The organism is Lentzea pudingi, assembly GCF_014646255.1.
GTDB classification, from domain to species: Bacteria; Actinomycetota; Actinomycetes; order Mycobacteriales; family Pseudonocardiaceae; genus Lentzea; species Lentzea pudingi.
Genome location: NZ_BMNC01000032.1, coordinates 1 through 19,621, shown reverse-complemented (window position 1 = coordinate 19,621; position 19,621 = coordinate 1). Strand labels below are relative to the sequence as shown.

Annotated in this window: 11 protein-coding genes; 3 read left to right on the top strand and 8 right to left on the bottom strand. The window is 65.1% G+C overall.

The window, feature by feature from the left end; genetic code table 11:
- Positions 1–176: 176 nt before the first annotated feature.
- The 8 genes from IEY88_RS43055 to IEY88_RS43020 are packed head-to-tail and all read right to left on the bottom strand — an operon-like array spanning position 177 to position 12,438.
- Positions 177–3,110 carry a non-ribosomal peptide synthetase gene (locus tag IEY88_RS43055; protein ID WP_189160678.1) on the bottom strand — a complete coding sequence of 978 codons (2,934 nt, stop codon included), beginning with the start codon at positions 3,108–3,110 and terminating at the stop codon, positions 177–179.
- Positions 3,107–4,294, bottom strand: coding sequence for a cytochrome P450 (locus tag IEY88_RS43050; RefSeq protein ID WP_229694321.1), 1,188 nt, complete (start codon positions 4,292–4,294; stop codon positions 3,107–3,109). The genes IEY88_RS43055 and IEY88_RS43050 overlap by 4 nt, the downstream gene beginning before the upstream one ends.
- Before the next feature lie 29 nt (positions 4,295–4,323).
- On the bottom strand, positions 4,324–6,075 hold the full coding sequence (locus tag IEY88_RS43045; protein WP_189160676.1) for a non-ribosomal peptide synthetase: 1,752 nt from the start codon (positions 6,073–6,075) through the stop codon (positions 4,324–4,326).
- Entirely contained in the window at positions 6,072–7,358 is a 1,287-nt protein-coding gene (locus tag IEY88_RS43040; RefSeq protein WP_229694326.1) for an MFS transporter, read from the bottom strand. Before IEY88_RS43040 ends, IEY88_RS43045 begins: the two co-directional genes overlap by 4 nt.
- A gap of 15 nt (positions 7,359–7,373) precedes the next feature.
- Positions 7,374–9,440 carry a hypothetical protein gene (locus IEY88_RS43035; protein ID WP_189160674.1) on the bottom strand — a complete coding sequence of 689 codons (2,067 nt, stop codon included), beginning with the start codon at positions 9,438–9,440 and terminating at the stop codon, positions 7,374–7,376.
- 31 nt (positions 9,441–9,471) lie between these two features.
- The gene (locus IEY88_RS43030) at positions 9,472–10,485 is read right to left on the bottom strand and encodes an amino acid--tRNA ligase-related protein (protein WP_189160673.1); all 1,014 of its coding nucleotides are present in this window, start codon (positions 10,483–10,485) and stop codon (positions 9,472–9,474) included.
- 28 nt (positions 10,486–10,513) lie between these two features.
- Positions 10,514–11,593, bottom strand: a complete 1,080-nt coding sequence (locus IEY88_RS43025; RefSeq protein ID WP_229694320.1) for a S66 peptidase family protein — start codon at positions 11,591–11,593, stop codon at positions 10,514–10,516.
- Positions 11,590–12,438: a class I SAM-dependent methyltransferase gene (locus IEY88_RS43020; RefSeq protein ID WP_189160671.1), complete on the bottom strand. Its 849-nt coding sequence runs from the start codon at positions 12,436–12,438 to the stop codon at positions 11,590–11,592. Before IEY88_RS43020 ends, IEY88_RS43025 begins: the two co-directional genes overlap by 4 nt.
- Positions 12,439–14,210: 1,772 nt before the next feature.
- Between IEY88_RS43020 and IEY88_RS43015 the strand changes: the two genes are divergently transcribed.
- From IEY88_RS43015 to IEY88_RS43005, 3 genes are all read left to right on the top strand, one after another.
- Positions 14,211–15,866 carry an ISAzo13 family transposase gene (locus tag IEY88_RS43015; protein ID WP_189160670.1) on the top strand — a complete coding sequence of 552 codons (1,656 nt, stop codon included), beginning with the start codon at positions 14,211–14,213 and terminating at the stop codon, positions 15,864–15,866.
- Between the two features lie 380 nt (positions 15,867–16,246).
- Positions 16,247–18,088: a 3'-5' exonuclease gene (locus IEY88_RS43010; protein WP_189160669.1), complete on the top strand. Its 1,842-nt coding sequence runs from the start codon at positions 16,247–16,249 to the stop codon at positions 18,086–18,088.
- Between the two features lie 85 nt (positions 18,089–18,173).
- Positions 18,174–19,343, top strand: a complete 1,170-nt coding sequence (locus IEY88_RS43005) for a S8 family peptidase (RefSeq protein ID WP_189160683.1) — start codon at positions 18,174–18,176, stop codon at positions 19,341–19,343.
- Positions 19,344–19,621 lie beyond the last annotated feature (278 nt).

Genomic DNA, 19,621 nt, shown 5'->3' with positions numbered 1-19,621 from the left:
TCGCTGTCCGATAGTTCGCCAGAGAAACCATTCCAGCCCGCTATCACCCCGGCCCGCCTTGTCGCGCAGGATGGATTCAACGGGACCACGACGCAGGGCTACATCCACGGACGGCAAAACCGCACGGTGGCGACTTGTCGGACTGTCGGACAGACCCCAGGCACGCCCGGAGACGATCATGAGTGCTCGAGGGACATCTCGAGCAGGGACTTTTCCAGTTGGGACAGCAACTTCTCGGCAATGGCGACTGCGATGCCATCAGCGCGCCAGAGCAAGACGACCTCCCAGGAGCCGTCTGGTTGGGGAGTGGTGTCGAACATCAACTCGATGGCTGTCCGGGGTGGGCGCACTCGGACGGGCTCAACGGTCAGGCCCTCGACGAACGCCCCATGCGGACGCGGGTTCTGCATCACGACCCACGCCTGGAACCACGGGTGGCGGTCGCGGGGTGGGCGCAATACTCGGACCACCTCGTCGAACGGAGTGCGAGCGTGGTCCATCGCGGAGAGAAGGTCGTCTGCCACCATGTCCGGCGAACGGTCGCCCGCTCCAGCGAGCACCAGGGGCAACGGGTTCACGAAGTAGCCGATGAGCTCATCGGTCTCAGGAGCGAACCGACCAGTCGACGCCGTGCCGACGCACACGTCGGCGATGCCGAAAGTCTTAGCGAGTGCTCGTCCAGCCGCCGTCACAAGTGCGGCGGTCGCCAAACCACGTGCCGCTCCGATCGCCCCCTGCACACCGGTGGGGGGAATCCGCAATACCCTCTCGTGACGGGCGATCTCCTGGCCGACCTGTGCTGGTGCGGGAAGGAACGGTTTCAGGGGGTACGCGAGGACTCGCCGCCAAAACGGAACGTCCGCGCGAGCCCACTCGCCGAGCTGATCTCGCTCCCACTTCCCGTAGTCGGCGTAGGTGAGGATGCGAGGCTGTCTCGGCGTCCCGGCGTAGGCAGCGCGCAGATCCGCCATCAGAACACGTTCAGACCAACCGTCGAAAGCGATGTGGTGCAACTGGACGCAGAGCAGGTGAGTGTCGTCGTCGACGACAGCCAGCCTGGCACGAACCGGGCTCTCGGTCTCAAGGTCGAAACGGTTATTCCACCAGTCCGCGGTGACTCGCTCGGCGACCATCTCGACAGGCAGGCCGACCGGCGCCTCAACCACATCGAGCACGCACCGCGCCGCATCCGGTGTGAGGAGCCGCTGCACTGGGAACTCGTCTTCCCACGGGTAGACAGTCCGCAGTACGGGATGCAGGTCTACTACTGCGCGCCACGCGCTCGCCAGCCGGTCGACGTCCAGCCGACCGCGCACCAGCCAGGCCAGCACGATGAGATTGTCGCAAGACCCCGGCGCAGCCTGCTCAGCCATCCAGAACCGTTGCTGCGCACGGGACAGCGGCGAAGCCTCGAACTCACCGGCTCCGGTGATCTTATCGACGCGCTCAGCCGCAGCGCGCCCGTGCGCCTCGATCGCCGCCAGTGTGCGCAATCGGTACACGTCAGCGAGAGTGACCCTGCCGCCGGTCCGCTCGCTCAGCTGTGCGGCGATCCGGACGGCCTCGAGCGAACTAAGTCCCATGGCGACTAGGTCCCGATCGGCGTCGGATTCCCAGTTATCTTTCGCCGCCGTGTCGCGATCTTTGGCAAGCAACCGGCTCACGGCGGCGGGATCCACTTTGCCAGTAGGACCGAGCGGCATCCTCGAGACGTGTCGCACTGCGGTCGGAATCATCGCAGAGACCAGCGTCGTACCCAGGAAATCGTGCAACACCGCCATATTCATCGGCTGGCTGTTCACCGTGGTGTAGACACAGCCGAGGTCCGACTGGCCCGGAACGAGAACCACGAACGCGGCGGTCACAGAGGGGTGAGCGAGGAGCGCTGCTTCCACCTCACCTGGCTCGACGCGGACGCCGTGGACCTTCACCTGGCGGTCGGAACGGCCGCGGTAGCGCAGAAGTCCGTCCCGGTCTACGACGCCGATGTCACCGGTGCGATAGCACCGCACTCCGTCGACCTCGACGAACCGTCGGGCGGTCTCCTCGGGGTCGTCCAAATAGCCGACAGCCAGTCCGTCGCCGGTCAGAGCGATCTCCCCTGGTCCGCTCACCATCGGCCGACCGGACTCGTCTAGAAGCAAGACTCCGGTTCGGGGCATTGGTTTCCCGATTGGCACGTCCACTGCTCCCACGCGCACGTCTGTCGGCCGAATCACGTGGCTTGTGGCGAGGATGCCGCACTCAGTGGGTCCGTAACCATTGACGACCACCACATCTGGCGCAGCAGCCAGCACCCGGCGGACGTGCGCCGCCGACACCGGCTCACCGCCGACAGCGAGTAGTCTGACGCCGGCGAAGATGTCCGGCGATTCGTCGGCGAAGATGTTGAACAGAGAACTGGTCAACCACAGCGTGTTTACGCCGCGACTCAAGGCGATGCGCAAGGCCGCGAGATCCAGCACTTGCGCATCGCGGTCGAGCAGCACACACCGACCACCGTTGACCAACGGGCCCCAAAGCTCCAACGAATGCCCGTCCCACGGCACCGGCGCCGACTGCAGCATCACGGTTGTCGCGTCCATCGGGATAGTCGGCGCCCCTTGGAGGATGCGCACGCACCCTCGATGAGTCACCACGACGCCTTTCGGCTTGCCAGTGGAGCCGGAGGTGAAGAACACGCTTGCCGGCGCAGTGCCCTCCCCCGGCGAGGACGGCCGCAGCGCCCCAGACATCGTGAGGCTGGCAAGTTCCGCGTCGGTCACGACCAACGCGGCGCGGCTGCGTGCCACCACGTCCGCGCGTCGTTGCTGTGGCCAGGCCGGGTCGAGTGCCGCATAGGCGGCTCCGCAGCGCAACGTCCCGAGCAGGACAACAACGCGGTCGAGCGAACGCGGGAGATGGACAGCGACCACATCACCCGCGCCGATCCCCTGGCCTTGGAGGTTGGCCGCGACGGCGCCCGAACGCCGCCACAGCGTGCCGTAGTCGATCGTTTCGAAGCCTTGTTCGACCGCGACGGCGGACGGCGTGCGCGCAGCGTGGCGTCCGATCAGTACGTCGATCCGATCGCCGAGCTCATACGAGCTCGTTTGATGGACAGTGGTCATCGGCCGACCACCCGCACCGGCAGTCGGGTCAAACCGAGGATGAAGTTGGACCGCAGTCGACGAGGTTCTCCCTCAAGCTCGAACCGGATTCCTGCCGCGCTCAGCTGTCCGAAAAGGACGGAAAGCTCTGCATCTGCGACCGGACTGCCGACGCAACGGTGAATGCCCGAGCCGTAAGACAGGTGCCGGTTCGGGCTGCGGGTGATGTCAAATCGGTTCGCCGAGGGGAACTGCGCCTCGTCGCGGTTGGCTGAGACGTTCCACAACGTGACGGAATCACCCTCGCGGATTTCGATGTCACCGCGGCGCACCGTCGACTTCGCCACTCGTTGCACGTAGGCGTTGGTCGAACTCCATCGCAGCATCTCGTCTACCGCTGGGCCAAGAAGCGCCCGGTCCGCCATCAACGCCGCGTACTGGTCCGGATGGTTCAACAACGCTTCCAACCCGGTGCACGCCGTGTACGAGGACGTTTCGTTGCCACCGACGGCGACGTTCATGCAGTTGTAGTAGATCTCGTCTTCCGGCATCGCCCGGCCATTGATCTTCGCCCGCAGCAGGCGACTGATCAGATCGTCACCAGTGGGGTCAGCTCGGCGAGCGTCGACCAACTCGGCGAAGAACTCGAAGATCTCCGCCTGGAGCATCGCGAGGCGCAACTCCGGGTCGTCGCTCGTGTCCACGAACGCCTCGTCGCGGAATCCGACCATGCTGCGGGTCAGGTCGATCAGCCGGTGGGCGTCGCCGTGGCCGATGCCCATGACCACCATCAAAGCGGCGGCAGGCAGCTCGGTCGCGATATCTGTGGCGAAGTCGCAGCCGCCTTCGGCGTGCGCGCGAGCCAACGCTTTTGTGAGCAAGCGGCTCGTCATGTCGGCGACGCGCGCGGCGTTCGACGGCGACATCGTTGGTTGGACATGTTGCTTGAGCAGCCTGTGCCGAGGCAAGTCGGTGGCCACCAGCATGCGGCCGCCCGCGGTGTCATCCTCCCTGCGGTAGGACCCGCCGAGAATCGCTCCTCTCTCGGAGCCGAACACGCTGTGGTCGCGATACGCCCATCTGACGTCGTCATAGGTGGTGAGCGCCCAGAACCCGCTTTCGCCGCGCTCATTCCAATAGATGGGCTCGTCCGCTCTCAGGTGCTCGAACACGGCGTGGTGCTCGTCGCGCACAAACAGGTCCACGTCCGTGAGGTCGATCCGACCGCCAACCTTCACAGCTCTCCCCCGTGGACTCGATCGATCGCGGCGGCCATTTCACTCAGCACAGACGACTGCAGCAGCAGGTTGTGCTCCACGGTCGTCCCGCGGTCCCGTTTGATCCGCGAGCGAAGCCGGAAGACCATCAGCGAGTGCCCGCCCAACGCGTAGAAGTCGTCGAAACGGCCGACGTTGTCCGCCGCTAGCAGCCTTTCCCAGACACCGGCCAGGTAGCGTTCGGTCTCCGTCTCCGGAGCAACATGGTCCGCCCGGCGTCGCTCATGTTCGTCGAGTGTCACCCGCAACACGTCCATGTCACGTTTGCCGTGCGCACTGGCCGGAATCTCCGGCAGCGCGATGAAGTGGCTCGGCACCATGTAGTCCGGCAGCTCAGATCTCGCGAACTGACGCAGCCCGGCGATCTCCAGTGCGCCGTCGAGCACCACGAATGCCACGAGGTTGCGATCGCCGGCTGCGCCTGCGGGAAGCACGGCAACGTCGTGGACGTCCGGGTGGCGGCGGAGGGTCCGCTCGACTTCGCCGACTTCCACGCGATATCCCCGGATCTTCACCTGGTCGTCCGCGCGGCCGACGAACTCCAGCACACCGTCACCACGGTCGCGGACCAGGTCACCTGTGCGGTAGACCCGCCCATGTCCGTCTAGATCGATGAACCGCGCTGCAGTGAGATCCGAGTCGCCCAGGTAACCACGGCCGACGCCGGCGCCGCCGACATGTAGTTCTCCGACTTCGCCCGGTGAGGCGGGAGTCTGGTCCGGTCGGAGGACCAAAGTGGATACGCCATTGAGCGCACGTCCAATCGGGATGGTGTCCCCCGTCGCGTCCGCTTCGGTGACCCTGTGAGCGGTGCACGCCGTCGTGATCTCAGCTGGCCCGTACAGGTTCCACAGAACACCGGTGAACGCTTCCGTCAGCACGTCCCGGCATGTCGAGGGCAGTAGGACGTCACCACCGGCCTGGAGTATCCGCAGCGAGGCGAAGGCGTCTCGATCTTCGCGGACGACATGGCTCACCACCATGGTCGGCACCAGCATCGCGTTGATCCGTCGGCGCTTGAGTTCACGCCCGAAATCTGCGGCAAGCAGATCCGCGACCGGTGGCAGCACCACGACCTCTCCACCAGCGGACAGCGTCGTCCACAGCTCGAAGTGGAAGGCATCGAAGGAGATACTGGAGATCTGACCGGTCCGCTCGCCCGGTTGTGGTCGGGGCAGTCCAGGGTTGGTCGCGAACGATACAACGTTGCGGTGCTCCAACACGATGGCCTTCGGAACACCGGACGAACCCGAGGTGAACAGAACGGTCGCCGCGCTGGTCGGATCGACAAGGCCAACAGACGCCGCGACGCACTCGTCGAGATTGTCCAGGGTGATCAGGTCCAGCTCAGTGCCTGCGAGCCGTTCGCACCAATCGGGCTGAGTGATGACAGCCTTCGCACCGCTGGATCGGAGCATCAGGTCGCGCCGCGCGGCGGGGTAGCGGCTGTCCACCGCGACATAGGCGGCGCCAGCGCGGAGGATGCCAAGGATAGCCACCACCACCTCGACGGAACGTTCTACATAGAGTCCGACCGAGTCGTCAGGCTGTATACCGCGGGCGAGCAACACCGCTGCCACCGCAGCGGATCGCCGGTCGAGTTCGGCGTAAGTGAGCGAGCGGTGGTCGTCGCTCACGGCGGCGCGATCGGCGTGGTCAACCACAGATCGCGAGAAGAGGTCAACAAGCGTCTCGGGCGGGCTGGTCATGCTTCCTCCGGTTGACTCGTGGTGGTCCTGACAGGCGCGTAACCGTCCGGTTCGGACTTCCGCGTGACCTGATCGGGCAAGCGCAGGCGTGCTCCCGCGAAGACGCCGGCCACGCACAGACAGACCAAGCACATCGCCACCAGGAACCAACCTGCGCCTGTGCCGCCGAGGAACACACCGGCGGCCAGCGGTCCCACCATGAAGCCGATCGACATCGACATGCTGTGTGCGGCGTTGAACCGCCCTCTGGCCTCGTCCGGCGCGAGCGCGTTCACCAGCGTCGGCATCCCGGCCGCATAGAACGTCTCGGCGACGGCGAACACCGCGACTGCCGCCAACAGCAGGGCAAACTGCGGCGCATGCTCGCCGGTCAGAGCGGTGGCCGACACGAGCGCCCAGCTGATTGCCCACAAGCTCGCAGCTGTCACCAGGGACCGTGTGTGCGCCAACCGTTTCAGCGTCCTGTGAAGCGCTAGCTGTGCGGCCACCACGCACACTGTGTTGGCTGCGAACAGCACGCCGAGTTCAGCGGCGGTCAGCCTGGTATGTGTGATGACATACACCGGAAAGCCCGACTCGAATTGCGCATAGGTGACGCAGAAAAGTGCTCCACCGGCCGCGAGCACAGCCAGGAACGCCGGATGTCGCAGGAGGATCGAGTAGGAAACCTCCTTTCGCGCAGGCTCCGACGCGCGCTCGGTCGCCGGCGATCGCTTTCCCACAAGGTTCACCACCACAGCCAGAGCCACCAGCGCGCAACTCACGGCGTCAACGACGTACAGCACACGGAACGAAGCAGGATGGGCCAGCGACACTGTGGCCGCGCCCACCAGCCCGCCGAGTCCGATCGACACGTTGACCGCGGTGAAGTTCAGGCTAAAGACAATCGGATGCACGCTGCTGGGCGCTGACCTCGCGAGCATGGTATTCCACGCCGCGGCTCCGCCGATGCCGATCCCGAACACGGCCGCCGAAACCATGAACTGTGCGGGCGTGCTTGCGGCCGCGTAGCTCATGAGACCGACGGCCTGCACGGTCAAGTGCGCGACCGCGGCGACCTCGGCACCACGGCGGTCGGCCAATCGACCGGCCATCGGAGCTCCGGCGAGTGCGCCTGCGGACACGACCGCGAGCGCCGTCGTCGCGACCGTCACGGAGAGCCCGTTGACCTCGTGCACGTAGACGACGAGGAAGGGCATGATCAAACCGCTGCCCAGGTTGTTGACCATATTGAGCACGAGAAGCCGGCGGGTCGCCGCGGGCAGGTCCCGGATGTCCTTCATCAGCACGACATCACCTCAGACACGCAGCCAAACCGATCGAGTGAGGCACTGCACCGCACCATCCGCAGCGACGATGACCTTGACCGGTTGCAAATCAGGGAAGGTGCCAGCGCCCGTCTCCACGGTCAGGTCGATCGCAAGCCGCTCTCCTGGTCCCAGCCGCAGCTCCTGACAGGTGACCGACTTCATGTCGAAGATCGACTCGAACACCACAGCGGCACCGATCGCCACGTCGACTGGCCGATCGAGCGGTGCGGTGATCGCCGCGGTGACGGTGAACGGCGCGCCGCGGAGCGCCTCGCCCGGTGCGTGCAGCACCACCTCTGCACCGAACCTGGAATCACCTGCAAGTACCTCGCCGCAGCGCGCACACACCAGATAGCACAATTGGGGGCCCGCCCCGGCCGCCGGCCGAACTCGGTGCCGCACCGCCCCGTCAATGCCGCACTGCGGGCACATTTCCGGCTGGACGTCCGAGGTGACCCGCCACGGCTCGGCCCAGCCGTCAACGAACGCGTAGAACGACCGCGCCACCCTGGCGACCTCTTGCTTCACAATGCCGTGCTGCACATCTGCGAGTTCGTCGAGCACGCTGGCGAACCGGTCTGCGGCATACCGGGCAGCCGCCGCGTGAGTCGCCTCCGATCGAGCACGCAGTGCAGCGACCGCAGTGCGGCGGGCAGCATCAAGTCGTCTCGCTTCTGGGGTGATGCCCAGGTAGGGCAACGCCTGGAGGCGGGTCAGCCATGGGTGAACCCGCTGCTCCCACGCCTCGTCGAAAGTGTCGCCAGCGGCCACAAGTCGTCCTCCCCTGCGGCCGACCGCACGGGTGAGCACCCAAGAGGCACCCACGCCCCGGTCAACCGCCAGCGGGCCGTCCGACTCCACCGGATGCAGAGCCGCACATTCCACCAACACCGCGCCACCGCCCTCGGCGACAACTACACTGCCGTCCGCATCGAGTCGCCGTGCGATCGGCGGGTCCGCTGGCGCGGCGACCAGACCAGCGTCGCCGAACAACACCAAGCGACCCAGCCCCTCGGGATCAGCGGTGATCGCCCTGTTCACCTCCCCCACCACCGCGCCGAGCGAAAGACCTGACCGGATCAACGCCGTAGCCAATTGGCCCGCGTAGCCAGCTCCCGACCTGGTGCCTAGCGCCGAAAGCACGGCAATAGCGGTACCGCGCAACATCGTCAGGGGCACCGACACATCCGGCCTGATCGCACCGCCACCCGCCACCGCAGTCCGGCAACTGTCGAGCACGGCGATCGCCACCCGCATTTCGGACGCGCGCAGGTGGTTGGCGATGTCGAAGTCACCGCGCCAGCACCCCTCGCCCTGCTGACATGAGGTCGGGTGCTCAGTCCAACCGTCCCGAATCGGCGGCAGGAGCTGCAACAACGGCAGGTCCTCAGCGCGACCGCAGATACCACCGCCGTCGAGGTGCATGATGCAATCGCGACCGTGACCGCTGCCTGCCAGCACCGCGACGCCATCGCCAATCGCCGCGCGGAGTCCGGTCGGAGTGACCTGCTCGCCGACCAACAATCCGGGCGCCGGATCTTCACCCGAGAGGGTGTCGAACGACAGGTCACTGAGCGCCGCAAGCGCTGGCCCTTGCAGAAGGGTTCGCGCGACAAGCGCGCTCATGTCCGCCGCATCCTGGCCGAGGACGAAGCCGATAGGCGCGTCGGCAGGAATCGCGGCGAGGCGCTCGGGGGTGATTTCGCCGACGCCAGCGACGACCGTAACCGGACCATTCCGGCTCAGCTCGACCGCCTCCCTCAGGTCTCCGTGCAGCAACGGCCGCCCGGAACCGCGCGCGAGCACCTCGCCAACAGCGGTGAACACGGGCTCCGCCACGAGCACCACACCCTGCCAATGAGCCGCCGGAGCCGAGCCCACGACAGGAAGACGTTCCAGCGCCGCCTGGCAGGAGGCCCAGGCCTCGGCGGCGACTGGGATCGGCCCCGACCTCACGCCCACCGAACTGGCCAACTCGGCGTACTCCAAGGCCGTGACGGTTGTGACGACGTCCCGCCCGCTGACGCGAACGGTCGACAGACCCAGTTCGTGCATGGAGTCGCTTCCTCTCGACATTGCCCGCTTGTCAGGGCGCAACGGTCAGACCGTTGAGCCGCGGCGCGATCTGGAGCTCGCGAATGTCCTTCTGCCCCAGCACCCACATCAACCAGCGCTCGACGCCCAGCCCGAAACCGGCGGTCCGCATCGGCTTGGCGTCCTTCATCCGGACGTACCACTCGTAGTCCTGCTCGGGCACCTGGTGGTGAACCAGTGCTGCCCGCGTCTGCTCACCATCGACGTGCCGCTCTCCGCAGCCGACTACCTCGCCGGGGCCGAAGAGCAAGTCGGCGTTGAGCGCGGTGCGCTGAGCGGCGTCTCCGTATGCTTGGTAAAAGGGCACTGACAGGTGGTCGTAGTGTGTGACCCACAGGATCGGGCTGATCTCCTCCATGAGCCTCTGCTCGCCCTCGCGCGTCAACGTTCGCCAGCCGCCGTGATCAACGACCATCGCGGGCCTTCGACCGAGGTGCGCTACTGCTTCGTCGAACGTGATCCGCGGGAACTCGGTGAGGCTCGCCATCTGCTCGATGTGGGCAGTGGACCCGGATGCTGCGATCACGTCGTCGGCACACGACGCCAGGACTTCCTCGGCCAAGCGTCGGGCGTATCCCTCGACGGCCACGATGATTTCGTTGAGCCCTCCGGGGAGCTCGGCTTCGCTATGGAAGAACTGGTTCAGGTGAGTCTCGTCGCTATCCTCGCCGCGAAAACTCGGCATGAGGTACCAGGTTCCGGCGGGGGCGAGTCGGCAACCGTACTCGAGCATGAACTGCATCGAGTCGGCCAGGTAAGTCGGCTCGCCGAACATCTCCACCCGTACAGGCAGCGAGTCGCTGCCAAGCCCCATCGGGCTGGACACGCTCCCGGTGGTGATCGGGAGGTGGATCGCCCTGACCTGCTGCTCCGCCCAGAACGCGGTGGTAACCCTGGTTAGCACGTCCTGCAATACGACCACAGATCGGAAGAACGGATCGTCAAGAATGTCCAGGAAGCGACTCGGCGACGGCCGCCAGTTGGCATGGACGAATTGGTTGTTCAAGGGAAACTCTCCTCGGTTTTTGACCGCGTCAACGGACCGCCGCGTCGAGAATCGCTATCTCGACACCGGCGACAGCGACCTCGATGCCATTCGGTATGGTCATAATCGGATTCGTATGGCCGAATTCGACGTCGCGGACGATCGGCACGTCCGGCGTCGGAATGCACTCGACCACCGCATCGAGAAAACCGTCCACGTCGTCGACGGTCCAACCGATCGGGCGGCCGAGCACCACTGCCGCCAAGTCGTCAAGCAGCCCCGCGTTGCGCAAGTGCCAGATGTCCGCTGCCGCGGCCGCCGCGGAGTACGGGGGTTCGGGCGTGTCGATGAACAACACTCGGCCTGCCGTATCCGGCTGCCACGGTGTTCCGAGAAGGTCGCGTGCCGACGGCAGACACACGGCCAAGGCCGCCCCGGTCGCTGCGCCCGCCCGTAGCGCGGCGCGCGGGGGCGCCGATTGACGGTCGCGGGGACGCTGTTCGCGTTCTCGCCGGGAGAAGTCGAGGTCGACGACCTGGTAATCGGCATTGGGCAGCGGGCCCGCCGCAGCGGCGACACCGGTGACGGCCAGGAAGTGGTCGACCGTTTCCGCATACGGCACGGGCAGTTCACCGAACTGCGGTATGACTGCGGGCCCATAGAAGGTGACCAACCCCGTCCGCACGTGCACGGCGGTAAGCAGCGATGTCGCGTCGGAATAGCCGCAGAACACCTTGGGATTCGCGGCCACCAGGCCGTAGTCCAGTCCGTCCAGGAGTTGAGCCGAGTGCTGCCCCCCCATGCTGTAAAGCACTCCGGCGACGTCGGGCGCCTCGAACGCCGCGTGCAGGTCGGCCAGCCGCTCATCCGCAGTGCCCGACGTCCACCGTCGCGCGCCGCGAGCGTTCGGCATGATTCGCACGCGAAATCCCATCGCCTCCATTGCGGCGCAACCACGTTGGAGTTCGGCGGTCAGCGTGCTGGCTCCGGGACAGGACGGCGACACCACTGCGACGGTGTCTCCCGGACGGAGCGCCGGCGGGCGGACCAATCTGCCCGATGGCGATGGCGCCCAAGCCTCCTCGTTCGAACTTGCGCCAGCTGTACTGGATACGGTCGCACCGGTCATCGGGGCTTGCCAGCGACCACGAAGAGGTTGTTGCCGCGCTCGGCCAACCCCGGTTCGCCGAGCAATCGCAGTTCGAGTGACTTGATCTGCGCATAGACTGCGTCGTCCGCGAACACCGCTTTGACCACACCGCTCGACCCGTCAAGCTGGGTTTCCTGGAAGCCTGGGTACACGGCGACCGGGAACCCGGTGCTCGTGGTGACCGGGAGACCGATCTCGTTGAGAGTTCCGGTGAGCTGCGTGGGCGTGAAGACCTTCATAACAGGCATTTCCGGAGCGAATCGCGTGCTGTGCGCCACGGCTGCGCGTTCAGCCTCGTTGAGCGCGCCAGTGAGGACGTTGAAGTACACGGCGTGGTACCGATTCGGCACGACCAGCGCCGTCTGCCCGCCCGGCTTGAGCGCGTTCGCGAACTGCCTCAGCACACTGGGCACGTCGGTAACGAAGCCCAGCACGTTGTGGAAGCTGATGATCAAGTCGAATTGACCGTCGTCCACATGCTCGCTCAGGTCGGCGAGGTCGCCCTGCCGCACGGTCAGCCTGTCAGCGTAACCGTGCTCGACGGACTTCGCTCGCGCGTGCCTTGTCATGTCGGGCGACAAGTCGTAGAGCACCCCGGTCATGTCGGGGCGGTGGCGCAGCAGGCGATCGGTCCACCTGCCGGTGCCGCCCCCGGCGTCGAGCATGGTCGCACCCACAGGCACCGACGGCAGCACGTACCGCAGCAGCGCTTCCCACAGCAGTTCATCGGACAACCGCCAATAAACCTGTTCGTCGACCCGGTCGTATCCGTCTGCCTTCACTTTGAAGTACGCCGTCACCTCGTCGGAGTAACTCGTCGTCATGATGCACCTTTCGATGAAAACGGTGGAGGTGGGCGCATCGAGTCGCCGACCATAACCAGTAGATCGCAGAAATAGAGCTGTACCAACGACACTTTATCGGCTCCGAGCGTTCACCGACGAAACTCAGCCGTAGTGCTAAAACGCCCCACAGCCTTCATCGGAGATGGGCCGACCGGAAGTCAGCGCAATCTCCATAGCTGTTAGATATTGTAGAGCCTGGGCCTGACTGTCAAGAGATCGGTAAATCTGATACCACCGGTAGCTCCTCTAAAGCTGACCGAGGAGCAGAACTAGCACTTTTCATACCGGAACGCCGGCAGCGACGTTGAACGTCGAGGTCGCTGACGGAGGTTCCGGCGCTGGTCACCTAACACCAAAGGACACCCGAAACACACATAAGGGCTGCACGCGACGTCTTCAGCGGCCCAATATTTCCCGGCTGCACGTTCGATTTCCGCATTCTGCACTATCGGCATACAGCACCTGATGACTACCGCCGGACGTGACACTCACCATATTCCGCCCAATGGCAGCGGAATTAGAGCCTATTCCACTCTCGCGCGCAACTAAGTCACGACTCGCATCGAAGTGACGCAGCCGTTCGAATGCTCGTCTTACTCAGTTGAACACCACTCAGCGGCTGGGCAAGCAGCCGACGAACCGCTAGGCAGGAGGTCGAGTCGACTGGTCGCCGCATTCAGCAGAACGACCTACAAGTGCCTTTTTCCTTGTTCGCCAGCGAGCCGGTGGCGTTGATTTGATCGCAAACCCTCGCCCCAGCACCCTCGACAAGTCCAGCTCGCCTACGGTGATCAACGGTAGTCGACGCAGAAGCCCCCGCCAGACGAATGAGGTGCTTCCGAACGGGGCTTGAGCATCCCTGGTCGTACAGACGGCGATGAGGATGCCCTGGTTGACCGAACACCTGGCATGAGTGACCGTCGAGCTCGCATACATTCACGAGGGCTTCGAGTTCGCTCAGTGCGCTGATGATTGCCTTTTCATGGGTGAGGTGTGCATCGGCAGCATACACCACCTTCGGATTATCCCAGCCAAGGCCGTTCGAGCGCACGGCCATCGCCCACGCACTCGGGATACCGTGCTCAGTGGTGGTAGCTGTTCAGCCTGAGTGATCGGTTGATGGCGGGTCGCGATCAACCTTGGCCTTTCAAGGTCTATAGCTTGCAGAGTTGAGGTTGTCGCCTGCCCGCCGGCAGGGGTGCCGCGACCGGCGGGCATTGAACTCGGGCACCAGTTAGGACGTCGTGCCCGAGCGGGAGTCATTGAGGAAATCACTTACGAGCAAGCGTAGTGCTTGGCTCGCACGCCGTGCGAGGTGTTCGACTGCACACTCTGCCCGGTCGCACGCGCCCAGGCACTCAGGTGGAAGACCCGCCAGAATAGGCACACATGCCCATGCGCTTCCGCGTCTTGCCTCCGGTATGAGCGTGAGCAGTTACTGGTCCGTACACCCGCGTCAGCTTGGCACGACTGGGCAGCTCTAGATCACCGACAGAACTTGCCGCCCGCTCTCGGACGGCAAGTGGACACGACCGTCACCGACTCGGGCAATGAGTCTTTCCATGTAAGTGTCAGTGACTCCAAGCTTGAGTCTTAAGGTCTCAGAACCCAATGGGGGCACCCGTTTGAGCATGGACGAGGCCCTTGGTTGATCATTCCTTCCTGCGACAGTGGAAGATCACACCAAGGGCTCTAAGGACACGCCGATAAATAAACTAGACGTATGACTCAGGGCTGGTCATGATGGTGGTATGGCCGTTGCTGTGGACGTAGTGGAATCGCTGGCGGCGAAGTTCGCGGTCTTGCTTCCGCATCTGGATGAACGACAGCAGCGGCTGTATCTCGCCTCGGAAGCACGGTCGCTGGGCCATGGTGGCATCGCGGCGGTGGCTCGCGCGGCGGGAGCCAGCAGGCAGACGGTGACCGACGGGGTGGACGAGCTGGACTCCGGCGAGAAACCAGCGGGGCGGGTGCGTCGGCCGGGCGCGGGCCGCAAGCCAGTGACGGAGGCGGACCCAGGGCTGCTGCCGGCGCTGCTGGCATTGGTGGAACCGGACGTGCGGGGTGATCCGATGTCGCCGCTGCGGTGGACGACGAAGTCCACCCGCAACCTCGCCGACACGCTCACCGCCGGGGGCCACAAGGTCGGCGCCGACACGGTCGCGAACCTGTTGCGGCAGGAGGGTTTCAGTCTGCAGGGCAATGCCAAGACCCTGGAAGGCAAGCAGAACCCGGATCGGGACGCCCAGTTCCTCTACCTCAACGAACGAGTCAAAGAGCATCAGGACGACGGGCAGCCGGTGGTCAGCGTGGACACCAAGAAGAAGGAACTCGTGGGCGAGTTCAAGACGCCCGGCCGGGAATGGCACCCCGCCGGGCAGCCGGTCGAGGTCGGCACTCACGACTTCCCGGATAAGACCCTGGGCAAGGTCGTGCCCTACGGGATCTACGACCTGGCCGCGAACACCGGCTGGGTCAACGTCGGCACCGACCACGACACCGCCGCGTTCGCCGTGGAATCCATCCGCCGCTGGTGGAACGCGGCCGGACGCCTGACTTACCCGCACGCGACCCGGCTGCTGATCACCGCCGACGCCGGTGGCTCCAACGGTTACCGCACCCGCGCCTGGAAAACCGGACTCGCCGCCCTCGCCGCGCAGACCGGCCTGACCATCACCGTCTGCCACTTCCCGCCCGGCACCTCCAAATGGAACAAGATCGAGCACCGGCTGTTCTCCCACATCACCCTCAACTGGCGCGGCCGTCCCCTGACCAGCCACGAGGTCATCCTGCAGACCATCGCCGCCACCACCACCCGCACCGGACTGACCGTCCACTCCGAACTCGACACCGACACCTATCCCCTCGGCGCCACCATCAGCGACAAGCAGTTGGCGACCCTGCCCATCGCCCGCCACGACTGGCACGGCGACTGGAACTACACCCTGCACCCCGAACACGGCGGGCACACCACCGAGCCAGGACCGCTCCCTGCCGCGGAATGCGACATCACCACCCTGTCCGACCCCGCGTTGACCGGCATGCCCCGCCCCGAACTGGACACCCTGACCACGGCACTGGACACCCTGCGACAGCAACACGCGGACACCCAGCACCGCCAACACCAGCAACACCGCGCCGAACAAGGACATCGCCACCACGCGCCACGCTCAGGCCGGCCCCCACTGCTGACCTTTCCCCACCAGATCCTGGCCACGATCCTGCACCTGCGACTATCCCTGCCCCCGGACACCCAGGCCGTGTTGTTCAACAGCAGCCGCACCACCATCCGCCGCGCGATCAGCCACACCCGACCACTCCTCGACCAGCACGGCACCGTGATCACACCAGCCACCCTGCCCGTTCCCCTGACCCAGCTCATCAGCAAGATCAAAACGGCGAGTTAATGATCTGCAGCCCCTTAGCGGCCTAAACCAAGTTTCGGCGTGGCCCTATCACCAGGCGTAGACGGCCGTGCCGTCCGAGATGTGGTTGCCCTGATCCGGGTGCGTACGACCACAGCACCTCCAGAAGATGCCGACACGTTCCCCGCCTCAGCCGACCTGCGTCGTACTGCAGTCCCAGGAGCTGCGTGGCGCACCCACCGCGAACCGTTGATCGAACATATGTGCGGATGACTTGGCGTGTCGCCAGCAGTTGTAGATGGGCATGGGCATGCTGAAAGCGATAACGCTGAGACGCTAGGGGCACACAAGCGGTGAGCACGGTGTACAGGGGTACAGCGCCCAGGCACTTGATGACGGTGTCACAACTACGCGCATCCGGCATGCAGCCGGGCAGTGCCAACGATGTCGGGGGTTGGCTGGAGCGAGAATTCGACGGCGATGTGTGGCGCACGATGCTCTACGACATTCAGTCGGCACGGCCGCTGCATGATCCCGCCCTGGTCCGTTCGATACTCGCCCAAACTCCTCCGAAGCCCGTTGCCAGCAACAGGGTCTCAGCCCAGCGAGAGGCCGCGGCCTGGGCCCGTGACGTTCTCGCGGACGACATGGCGGTGGTCATCGACACCGAGCTGACGGACTTCGCGGGCAGAGTCATCGAGATCGCCGTGCTGACGACCGACGGCACCGTGCTGCTGAACACCTTGGTCGACCTCGAAGGGGCGATGATCAATCCTATGGCGCAGCGCAAGCACAGAATCACCGCCGCCATGCTTTCCGGCGCACCGACGATGGCACGACTGTGGCCTCGCCTGGAGACGCTGCTGCGAGGCCGAAAGGTCATCGCGTGGAACGCCACGTTCGACCAGACCCGGCTACGAGCCGAGCACCGGCGGATCACCGCTGAGGCCTCAGAACCGGCGTGGTTGACACGTCCTTGGGACTGCGCGATGCGACGGCACGCGTCCTGGGTCGGCGACAGCAACAGCCGGGGCACTGGGTTCCGCAACCACAAGCTCGAAGGCGGGCATCGTGCGAGCGGGGACTGCCAAGCAGTGCTGGAGCGGCTGAACGAGATGGCGTCCTCACTGAAGATTGAACCGACGCCGATTGCCTCCACCACAGCCTTGAGCGGACCAGACGTCCACGCCGTCCGCGCAGTGTGGCCTCAGCTACTACTGGAAATACGCCAGCGAAGCCGCTCCACCGAGGCGATGCTGACGAACGCGGAGCTTCTGTCAGTCGAGAACCGCACCCTGGTGGTACACCACGCCTCGGTTCCGATCGCCCGAAGGCTCGCGGCAGCCAGGAACACGACAGTCATGTCCGAGGCGCTGAGCGCCCTACTCGGCACCGGCTGGACCGTTGCCATCGATACGCCGGGAAGTCTTCCACAGAGCCATGATCAGACCCCAGACCGTTCGAGTCCAGCCGTCCCTGAGGACAATCGAGCAGAGGAACTGGGTTCCGAGCCCTACCGCACCTGGCAAGACACACAACACGGTCTTGACCTAGAAAGCTGGATCGAGATTGCCCCCGCGTCGATCTGCGACGCGGTCAAGGAGCCAGAAGACGTAGACGCCTCACGAAACGACCACGCACAGGCGTTCTACGCCGTCAACCACAGCAAGCGCTGCGCACCTGAAGCTGCGTGCCGAACGATTCTGCGACTGGCCGACGAAGGGTGGTTCGAGGAAGCGAAGCGACTAGCAGAACTGCTCTGGGCGTTCACAGCCTGGGTGCTCCGGTGGTTCGATGGCGTCAGTGTCCGCTTGCGCAGTGTAGAGGCCCGTAGCCAGCGCGCTGCCGGAGCGAGGCGACATGACGAGGACCTCGATCCAGTCCGATGGCACAGTCGACCGGACGGCGGCAAGACCGATTCTTCGATCTCGTTGCAGAAGCGGTTGTTGCTGGCGCTCTGCGTGGGTGTGTTGCCGCAGAACGACACCAAGTCGTCGAACTTCGGTTCGCTGGTTAACGCCTGGGGCCGCGGTGCGTTGGCACTCCTTTCGCCTGGATCACCGGTGATACGGCGATCGAGCGGCTTGTCGGCGGCCTACCGCACGCGGTCGTACCCGCAGTTCCACTCCGCGCGGTCACGCCCTCACAGGCCGAGCGCGCACTACTTACCACGAACACTCCCAGTACGCCACCCGTCACTCGTATCCTTTACTGCCGCAATCGCTGCGAAAGGGGAATTGTTCGACAAAGAAAGTGTGTCCTAATCTTTAGTGCGCGCTTGGCGGGAACCGGATCTTTTCATAAGGTCAAAAGCGCTTAGTTCCCGTGCGCAGAACGGAAAGCGATACTATGACGCGAAAGATCCGGTTTCTGGCCAGCGCCGGCGCGGCGACCCTCGCCCTGTCGGTGCTGATGGTTCCCAACGCCTCCGCCGCCGAAGGCGAGGTGCTCTCGCTCGACGCACCCGAGAAGATTTCCGGCAGCTTCATCGTGAAGCTCAAAGAGGGCAAGGGCGACTCGCACGCCCTCGCTTCCCGTTTCGGTGCGAAGGTGGAGCGTGACTACACCAGCTTCGGCGGCTTCAACGTGAAGCTGACCGAGAAGCAAGCCAAGCGCCTGGCCGCCGACCCGTCCGTCGAGTTCGTCGAGGCCGACCAGATCGTGCGCACGCAGGCCACCCAGACGAATCCGCCATCGTGGGGTCTCGACCGCATCGACCAGCGCAACCTGCCGTTGGACCAGTCATACAGCTACATCTCGGCCGGCAGCGGCGTGACCGCGTACGTCCTCGACACAGGAGTGCGGATCAGCCACTCCACGTTCGAGGGCCGCGCCTCGAACGGCCATGACTTCATCGACAACGACGCCGTCGCGCAGGACGGCCACGGCCACGGTACGCATGTCGCCGGCACGATCGCGGGCTCGCAGTACGGCGTCGCGAAGGACGCTCGCGTCGTCGCCGTCCGCGTGCTCGACAACAACGGCTCCGGCACGCTCGCGGGCGTCGCGGCCGGCATCGACTGGGTGGCCGCCAACGCGGTCATGCCAGCGGTCGCGAACCTCTCGCTCGGCGGCGTCGCCAACGCCACCCTCGACACGGCGGTCCGCAACGCCGTCTCCAGACGCGTGACCGTCGTGGTCGCGGCGGGCAACAACAACGCCAACGCCTCCAACACCTCCCCGGCCCGCGTGACCGAGGCGATCACAGTCGGCTCCACCGACCGCACCGATGCCCGCTCATCATTCTCGAACTACGGCTCGGTGCTCGACATCTTCGCCCCCGGCCGGGAAATCACCTCGGCCTGGCACACCTCCGACAGCTCCTCCAACACCATCTCGGGCACGTCGATGGCCACCCCGCACGTCGCGGGTGCCGCCGCGCGCTACCTGTCGACGAACCGCGCGGCCACACCGGCTCAAGTCGCCCTGAACCTGGTCTCGCAGTCGACGCCCTCGAGGGTGACGAACCCAGGCACCGGCTCGCCGAACCGTCTGCTGTACTTCCCGGCGACCGGTTGATCTGATTTAGTTGCGAGAAGGCCGCCACTAGTGTCGCGGCCTTCTTCTTTTGTTGGATCATGTTGGACGGTCTGGACGACGTAGCGTGGCGCGAGGTCGGACATGCAACCATGGCCCCGTACGAGACACACAGACCTCCTCGATGCGTTGATGCCTAACGATCCCGAAGAAACCGCACAGGCCATGAAGGACCTCGACCGGACCATTCACAGGTTCTAGGTGTACTGACCACTGAGGTTGCGAACGGTTCGACACGTAGTCGGATGATCTTGGAATGA